This is a genomic window from uncultured Bifidobacterium sp. (assembly GCF_945269915.1).
Lineage (GTDB): Bacteria > Actinomycetota > Actinomycetes > Actinomycetales > Bifidobacteriaceae > Bombiscardovia > Bombiscardovia indica.
Genome location: NZ_CALYOY010000047.1, coordinates 1 through 8,126, shown reverse-complemented (window position 1 = coordinate 8,126; position 8,126 = coordinate 1). Strand labels below are relative to the sequence as shown.

Annotated in this window: 8 protein-coding genes and 2 tRNA genes; 5 read left to right on the top strand and 5 right to left on the bottom strand. The window is 63.1% G+C overall.

Features of this window, described 5'->3' with window-relative positions:
• Positions 1–3 precede the first annotated feature (3 nt).
• Positions 4–76: transfer RNA gene (locus Q0K62_RS07505), tRNA-Ala, on the bottom strand.
• Positions 77–114: 38 nt separating this feature from the next.
• Positions 115–188: transfer RNA gene (locus Q0K62_RS07500), tRNA-Ile, on the bottom strand.
• Between the two features lie 142 nt (positions 189–330).
• On the opposite strand from Q0K62_RS07500, the gene Q0K62_RS07495 reads away from it, so the two are divergent.
• Together Q0K62_RS07495 and Q0K62_RS07490 are read left to right on the top strand one after the other, a co-directional pair.
• Positions 331–1,008, top strand: coding sequence for a SprT family zinc-dependent metalloprotease (locus Q0K62_RS07495; RefSeq protein ID WP_297317355.1), 678 nt, complete (start codon positions 331–333; stop codon positions 1,006–1,008).
• A 244-nt stretch (positions 1,009–1,252) separates the two neighbouring features.
• A complete protein-coding gene (locus tag Q0K62_RS07490; RefSeq protein ID WP_297317354.1) occupies positions 1,253–2,020 on the top strand; it encodes an SDR family oxidoreductase in 768 nt (255 codons plus the stop codon).
• Between the two features lie 131 nt (positions 2,021–2,151).
• Here Q0K62_RS07490 and Q0K62_RS07485 read toward each other — a convergent pair whose 3' ends face one another.
• Both Q0K62_RS07485 and Q0K62_RS07480 read right to left on the bottom strand, forming a co-directional pair.
• On the bottom strand, positions 2,152–2,631 hold the full coding sequence (locus Q0K62_RS07485) for a DNA starvation/stationary phase protection protein (protein ID WP_297317353.1): 480 nt from the start codon (positions 2,629–2,631) through the stop codon (positions 2,152–2,154).
• 175 nt (positions 2,632–2,806) lie between these two features.
• Positions 2,807–4,183 (bottom strand): hemolysin family protein, encoded by a 1,377-nt coding sequence (locus Q0K62_RS07480; protein WP_297317352.1) that lies wholly within the window; start codon positions 4,181–4,183, stop codon positions 2,807–2,809.
• Positions 4,184–4,377: 194 nt separating this feature from the next.
• Between Q0K62_RS07480 and Q0K62_RS07475 the strand changes: the two genes are divergently transcribed.
• A complete protein-coding gene (locus Q0K62_RS07475; RefSeq protein ID WP_297317351.1) occupies positions 4,378–4,629 on the top strand; it encodes an LPXTG cell wall anchor domain-containing protein in 252 nt (83 codons plus the stop codon).
• A gap of 68 nt (positions 4,630–4,697) precedes the next feature.
• Here the strand turns inward: Q0K62_RS07475 and Q0K62_RS07470 are convergent, their stop codons facing one another.
• Positions 4,698–5,378, bottom strand: coding sequence for a carbonic anhydrase (locus Q0K62_RS07470; RefSeq protein WP_297317350.1), 681 nt, complete (start codon positions 5,376–5,378; stop codon positions 4,698–4,700).
• Between the two features lie 251 nt (positions 5,379–5,629).
• Between Q0K62_RS07470 and Q0K62_RS07465 the strand changes: the two genes are divergently transcribed.
• The gene (locus Q0K62_RS07465; protein ID WP_297317349.1) at positions 5,630–6,193 is read left to right on the top strand and encodes a redoxin domain-containing protein; all 564 of its coding nucleotides are present in this window, start codon (positions 5,630–5,632) and stop codon (positions 6,191–6,193) included.
• Positions 6,194–6,371: 178 nt separating this feature from the next.
• A complete protein-coding gene (locus Q0K62_RS07460; RefSeq protein WP_297317348.1) occupies positions 6,372–8,117 on the top strand; it encodes an FAD-dependent oxidoreductase in 1,746 nt (581 codons plus the stop codon).
• Positions 8,118–8,126 lie beyond the last annotated feature (9 nt).

Below are 8,126 nucleotides of genomic sequence, written 5' to 3'. Positions count from 1 at the left end.
CTGTGGAGCTAGCCGGGTTCGAACCGGCGACCCTCTGCTTGCAAAGCAGATGCGCTACCAGCTGCGCCATAGCCCCGTGAATGTGAAAAGAACTTCAACCACGCAAGAATTGCGTGGGCCTGGGAGGACTTGAACCTCCGACCTCATCCTTATCAGGGATGCGCTCTAACCAGCTGAGCTACAGGCCCATTCCATGTGACCGAAGAATCACACAAATGGTTAGCATACCATACGGGCAGACTAAGTCAATTCAGGTCGCGTCGAGAGTCGCGCCATTTTGGGCCAAATCACGGGGTCGGGGGAGAATGCAGGTATGACGGAGACTCGGGCATGACCAAGGCGAACGGTGCGGGCAGACGCGGCCGCGGCCATGGGACGGTGATCGAGCGCCGGCTGCTTGAGTTGGATGGTGAAGAGGTTGTGGTTGTCCGCAAGCGGATCAAGAACGTCTATCTGCGGGTTAAACCGCCTGAGGGGCGGCTCGAGGTCACGGCTCCGGCCCGCCTGTCCGATCGGCAGCTCGAGGAGTTTGTGCATGCCAGGCGAACCTGGATTGCGCGGACTCGCCAGCGCATCGACAATTCCATTTCGGAGATCGCCAATGATTCAGACGACTTCCGGAATGGCCAGAATGGGGCTGATGCAAACGGATACGGGGACGGTTCGCAAGGGCAGGATCGTTCCGAAGCCAGGGCCAGGCGGATCATCAAGGATCGCCTGCCCCGGCTGCTGGAAACCTGGGCACCGATCATCGGCAAGCGTCCGACTGCCATCACCCTGCGTCATATGAAGACCCGCTGGGGTTCCTGCACCCCTTCCACGGGCAGGATCCGGCTCAATACGGAGCTGGCCTGGCTGGACCCTGAACTCCTGGAATACGTGCTGGTCCATGAGCTGACCCATCTGCACGCCCACGGTCATGGTCCTTACTTCCAACAGTTGATGACCGGGTATATGCCGGATTGGCGCCGTCGTAGGAGCCGGTTGAACCGGTACGTGGTCATCTGAGGTACCGTGGTCCGGCATTCGGCAACGAACTTGGCGCATTTCATACATACCGGAACAAGCAGGCGGGATATCCTAGGCGGATATCGGTTTCGACAGTTTCGGCTCAGCCACGGCGGTAAACGACCGGGATGCCTGCCGCGATGCATCCAACCACTTTCGAGACAGGAATGTGCCCATGCCATGCGCTTCTGCGCTAGCGTGGGAGTGAACGATGATTCAAGGACGGTCAGACGAAGGAGCAATGATGACGGGTTCCACGAATACGATCAAGCGCGCGGTGGTCACGGGTGCATCCAGCGGCATCGGGCAGGCCAGTGTCAGGGCCCTGGTGGGCAAGGGCTGGCAGGTGGTGGGTCTGGCCCGCCGCGAGGAGAAGTTGCAGGACCTGGCCAGGGAACTGGGTGATGGCTTCACCTATCAGGTCTGCGATGTGACCGACGAGGATTCGACCCGGAAGGCCGTGGATGCCGTGCTGGCGGATGGCCCGGTCAAGGCCCTGGTCAACTGCGCGGGGGCCGCCTTCGGCAAGGATGCCGTGGCCACCTCGAACCTGGATGACTGGCGGGGTATGTACGAGCTCAACGTCCTGGGCACCCTGAGGGTCATCCAGAAACTCCTGCCGGCCCTGAAGGAGTCCGAGGGCACGGTCCTGATCATCTCCTCGACAGCCGGTATCGAGCCTTACGAGGGTGGTGGCGGGTACTGCGCATCCAAGGCGGCGGAACGGGTCATGGCCCGTATCCTGCGCCTGGAACTGATTGGGGAGCCCATCCGGGTGGTCGACATCGCGCCCGGTCTGGTTCACACCGACGAGTTCTCCCTGAAGCGGTTCGGCGGCGACTCCTCCAAGGCCGACGCCGTCTATGCCGGGGTGCCGGATCCGCTGACGGCCGACGACATCGCCGGCTGCGTCTCCTGGGCCCTGGAGCAGCCTGACACGGTCGATATCGACCAGATCGTGGTCCGCCCGCGGGCCGAAGGTTCCTATACCAAGCTCTACCGCAAGAGCTGACGACTCCCAAGACAAAGGGTCGGCTGATTGGTAGATGCCAATCAGCCGACCCCGGTGCCGTCGGGCGGATTACCGTCGATTATCGATCGGACGGGTGATCAGCCGTTCAGGCCTTGGTGATTCCGTGGGAATCAGAAGAGGTGGCTCCTCATGAACCACTGGAAGTGCTCCAGCTCCTGAACGTGGTCCTGGATGATGTTGGAGCTGATGACGTCCAGGTCATCCAGCTTGGTGATGGCCTCGCGGTCCAGCTTGATGAAGGTGGTGTAGTACTTGTCGAGGACCTTCAGGTAGTCCAGGGCATCCTGGCGACCGGTCAGCTCGATACCCTCCCAGGTGCGGTTCTTCATGATGTCGTCGGGACGGCCAGCGGGCGAACCACCCAGGGTGGCAATGCGCTCGGCGGTCTCGTCGGCCATGTTCAGGACCGAATCGACCTCGGGGTCCATCATCTCGTGGATGCCGATGAACTCCTTGCCCTTCATGTTCCAGTGGGCGTGCTTGAGGACCAGGGCGGTCTCCTGCTCCTGGCTCAGGCGCTCCTGCAGAATCGCGATGACCTTCTCGCTGGTGGCCTCGTCAAGTCCCGGTACGGTAAAGTTCAGTGCCATGATTACTCCTTCGTTCGTCGGTTCATTACCAACGATTTCATCTGGTCGGTTCTCTGCCCGGCCCTTATCTCAAGCCTAGCCGTATTGACTGGAGGTTTCAGGGATTTCCCCTGGGATTAGTGTGACTTTTCAGACCCTGTCGGGCCCTCCCCCACATCCGTACAGGATAGTGAATCTATTCTTTCTTCTTGGCCGGGTCATCCGAATCAGCGGTCTGGCGTTCACCATCCTCGTCCTTCCCGGAGTCCCCGTTCTGGAGGGCATCGCGATGCCTGACCTCGATGGTCTCGATCCGGCGTCCGTCCACCCTGGTCACGACCATGTCGTACCCGTCGTCGGAGTGGATCACATCGCCCACCCTGCCCATCCGTCCGGTCTTGGCCAGGAAGTAGCCTGCCAGGGTCTCGTAGGGGCCGTCCTCCAGCTCGATTCCGGTCAGGTCGGCGAAGTCCTCGAGGGTCATGCCGCCGTCGACCTTGGCCACCCCGTTCACGAAGGCGGAGGGTCCGGACCGCGCCGGCCCCTTCTCCTCGGGGAGGTCGTACTCGTCGCGGATGTCGCCCACCAGCTCCTCGGTCATGTCTTCCAGGGTGACGATGCCGTCGGTGCCGCCATACTCGTCGATGACCACGGCCAGGTGGATGCCCTGCTTGCGCAGGCGCTCAAGGCTGGGCAGGAGTTTGGAGGTGCCGGGCAGGGAGATGCCGGGCCTGGTCACGTCGGCCACGGTCCGGGCACTGCGCTTGCGCACATCCAGGAGGTCGCGCACGTGGACGAACCCCAGGACGTCATCGAAGTCCCGGCCCGTCACCGGGTAGCGGGAGTAAGGCTCGTTGCGGACGAAGTCGGCCGCCTCCTTCAGGGGCATGTCGCCCGAGATGAAGACCACGTCGGCCCTGGGGCGCATGACCTCGGCCACGCTGGTCTCGGAGGCGTCGAAGACGTCGCCCAGGATCATCCGCTCGTCCTTGCTCAGGTTGGTGTTGGAGGAGACCAGCATCCGCAGCTCGTCATCGCTGACCTCGGTGTCGGTCTGCTGGGGGTCGAAGCCCAGGATGCGCACGATGAGGTTGGTGTTCTTGCCGATCAGCCAGATCAGCGGCCTGCACAGGGTGGTGAAGACGTCGATGGCCGGGACGACGGCCCTGGCGATGGCCTCGGTGCGCTGCATGGCGATCCGCTTGGGCACCAGCTCGGAGATGACGATGGAGCAGTAGGAGATGATCAGGGTCAGGACGATGGTGGTCAGGGTCGAGGCCAGGCCGGGGTGGACCCCCCAGCTGCTCACCACGGGAACCACATAGGGTGCAATGGAGGAGGCACCGAAGGAGGCCGAGAGAAACCCTGAAAGGGTGACCCCGATCTGGACGGCCGAGAGGAAGGTGTTGGGGTCACGGGCAATCCGGGCAACCCTGGCGCCACGGGCGTCCTGCTGTTCCATCTGCTCCAGCTGCGAGCCGCGCAGGGAGACCAGTGCCAGCTCGGTGCCCGAGAAGACGGACCCGATCAGGAGGAAGACGAAGATAAGCAGGATGTTGAGCCATAATGACATACCTCCAATGTACGGGATGGTCTTCTCTGCAGGGGCGTCTTGCGCCGAAGGCTGGCTGGCGATTCCCGGACGGCGCGGCAGGTCGGCTCTTATACTTGTACCTGTTCATATGGGAACGGTCCTGGTGAATCGGCGGAGTCACCCGGCTGGAAGTCCGGTCGGTTCTGCGCGATTCACCTGAGTCGGGAGGTGTCATGTCACAGAATCTGCCGGTCACGGGAGCTGCCGTGCTGGGAATCGTCGTGCTGGTGGTCGTGCTCCTGGTGCTGGGTGGCATCCTCCTCTGGCTCAGAAAGCGCGGTGAGGCAAGGAACAAGGTTGACGGCGGTCACATCAGGGCACGGGAATCAGAGAGCCCGGCCGAGAGTCCTGCCGCCAGCCCGTCTGACAGCCTTCCTGAAAGCCCCACAGAGACCTCCGAGGAACACGGTCCGTCAGATATCTGATTCGCTTACCGGCGAGAACCAGGGTTCCAGCACCGTCTGCGCGAATGCGGGCGCCCGTTTCCCCTTGGTTAGAAGGAGAGCACCTGGACCTTGCCGTTGGACAGGAGGTAGCGGGCGCCCACCATCATGATCCTTCCCTCGGCAACGGCCTGGCGGATTACCTCCGACCTGTCGACCAGGGCCTCTATGGTCCGCGCTATATGGACCGATTCATAATCGGCCGTGGTTTCCAGGCCGGCCTCCTGCGCCGTCAGGATCGAGGTGCCCACCTGGTTGATGATGGGCGAGGGATTGTCGCGAACGAAGGCCTCATCCAGGGCCTCACGCCCGGGGTCGGCCTGGATGGCCCCCTCCTCCAGACGGTGGTTCTCGATGGCCCGGACGCTGGCGGCCACGGCCCCGCAGTGCTCATGGCCCATCACCACCAGGAGGGAGACCTTCAGCTCGGTGATGGCGAATTCCAGGGATGCCAGGACCGACGGGTCCAGTGTCTGCCCGGCCGTGCGGACCGTGAAGAGGTCGCCCAGCCCCTGGTCGAAGATGATTTCAGGCGGCACCCGGGAGTCCGAGCAGGAGAGGATGACCGCATCCGGGGACTGCGTGTCGATCAGGGACTGCCTGGTTTCCGCATCCTGCCAGGGGTGCTCCGCCTGCCCCTCGAAGAACCGACGATTGCCGGCCAGCATCCTGCTCCAGGTGGCGTTGGCCCGTGATTCCCCCTCGGGTGCCGCCTCGTGCTCTTCGTTCATGACCGGGACTCCTTCTGGCCGCTCTGGCATGTCCATCCCATCATAGGCAGGGCTGGCGGGAGCTCTGTGCCATATATCACATAGGCGGGGATGATACTTATCTTCCACGGCCAGGCCCCGCCTACTAGCATGAAAGAGGTATCCCGCCGATCCCGCCGCCTCCTTGCACGAGGCCCTGAATTCCGACGATATATAAGCATCCGGGTCAGTTGGATTGACGGTATTCGATAGTTTCCTGAAAGGAACCAACCATGACACTGCTACAGCATGAACTCACCGACTTCAAGACCCAGGCCTTCCAGAACGATGACCTCCATGAGGTGACCAAGGAGGACCTGCTGGGTCACTGGTCCGTCCTCTTCTTCTATCCTGCGGACTTCACCTTCGTCTGCCCCACCGAGCTTGAGGACCTGGCCCTGAAATACGAGGACTTCAAGAAGGCGGGCTGCGAGATCTATTCCGTCTCCTGCGACACCGAATTCGTCCACAAGGCCTGGCATGAGGCCAATGAGAAGATCGCCAAGATCCAGTACCCGATGCTGGCCGATCCCACGGCAACCCTGGCCAAGGACCTGGACACTTACAACGAGGCCGAGGGCAAGGCCGAGCGTGGCGACTTCATCCTGTCTCCCGAAGCCAAGGTCGTGGCCTATGAGGTCATCTCCTCCAACGTGGGCCGCAATGCCGACGAGCTCCTCCGCCGCGTCCAGGCCTCGCAGTTCGTCTATGAGCACGGCGATCAGGTCTGCCCTGCCAAGTGGGAGCCGGGCGACGACACCATCGAGCCCAGCCTGGATCTGGTGGGTCAGCTCTGATCCAAGCGTCCTGAAGGGACCATTCCATTGAGTTGCGGGAACCTGCTCATCGGAACGGCGCTGCATGGCGGATTCTGTCCGCCCGTTCGGGGACCGGTTTCCCCCGGTTGTCGGGTCGTCGCTCCGATCGAGGGGTTCCCCTTGCTGTATGTGCGGCATAGATAAGGAAACGAACAGCATGACGGAAGACAAGAATCTCTACGATGTGGTCATCATCGGTGGCGGCCCCGCCGGCCTGAGCGCCGGGCTCTACCTGGCCCGTGCCCGGTACCGTACCCTGATCCTGGAGAAGGACGACTTCGGCGGGCAGATCACCATCACCGCCGACGTGGTCAACTACCCGGGTGTGGCCAGTACCGACGGGCACAAGCTGACCGAGACCATGCGTCAGCAGGCCCAGAACTTCGGTGCCGAATTCATGACGGCCGAGGCCACCGGGGTCGATGTGGATGGCGACATCAAGGTGGTCCACACCTCCAGGGGTGACCTGCGGACCTTCGGCATCCTGATCGCCACCGGTGCCAGCCCCCGGAAGATCGGCTTCGCGGGCGAGCAGGAGTACGCCGGCAGGGGGGTGGCCTACTGCGCCACCTGTGACGGGGAGTTCTTCACCGGGCGCGAGGTCCTGGTGGTGGGCGGTGGATTCGCCGCCGCCGAGGAGTCCGTCTTCCTGACCAAGTACGCCAGCAAGGTCACCCTCCTGGTGCGCGAGGAGGACTTCACCTGCGACGCGGCCGTGGCCGACGAGGCCAGGAAGAACGACAAGATAGAGATTCACTATTCCACCGAGCTCCAGAGCGTCTCCGCCGGTTCGGGCGGCCTGGTCGAAGCCACCCTCCTGGACAGGACCACCGGGGAGACCAGGGTCTGGAAGCCGGCCGACCGGGGCACCTTCGGTGTCTTCGTCTTCGCGGGTTATGTGCCCCAGACCGGCCTGGTCAAGGGCGTGGTGGATCTGGACGACCACGGGTACGTCATCACCCACGGCTACCTGGAGACCTCGGTTCCCGGCATCTATGCGGCGGGCGACCTGCGGGTGAAGAACCTCCGTCAGGTCATCACCGCCACCTCTGACGGCGCCGTGGCGGCCGTGGAACTGGAGCGCTACGCCTCCGACATGTCGGCCAAGACCGGTCTGGTGCCGCCCCGCCCCGAGAACTCCCCTTACGAGAAGTCCGAAAAAGAGGCCGCCGAGTCGGCCGCCGCTTCGGGCACCTCGCCCGCTCCGGTGACCCAGGCCGGTGAGCAGGCCCCGGCCAAGACCTCGGGCTTCTTCGGCCCGGATATCCGCAAACAACTTGATGTGGTCTTCGGCCGGATGGCGGCCAAGCTGATCCTGAAGCTGGAACTGGACGACAGCCCGGTCTCCCAGGAACTGCACACCTTCATCGACGAGCTGGTCGGCCTTTCCGATGGCCTGCTGACCACCCGGGTCGACACCGCTCCCGGCAGTCAGGACTTCGACCCGGCCGGCGACCTCCCTGATGCCCGCCCCAATGTGCGCATCTGCAGGGTGGGTGCCGACGGTGAGGCCGAGGAGACGGGCCTGGCCTTCCATGGTGTGCCCAGCGGCCATGAGTTCAACTCCTTCGTCCTGGCCCTCTACAATGCGGCCGGGCCGGGTCAGCAGGTGGACCAGGCCACCTCGGACAGGATCGACGCCATCAGCGACCCCGTCGACATCATGATGCTGGTCTCCCTCACCTGCACCATGTGCCCCACCACGGTTCTCTCCGCCCAGAGGGTGGCCTCCCAGAACGGGAAGGTCCGTGCCGAGGCCTACGACCTCTCGCACTTCCCCACCCTGAAGGACCAGTATCAGGTCATGAGCGTGCCTTGCATCGTCATTCGGAAGGGCGACCAGGAGACCGTTGAATTTGGCAAGAAATCCGTACCGGAAGTGCTCGATTTGATTGGGGCATAGTCGGCGTGC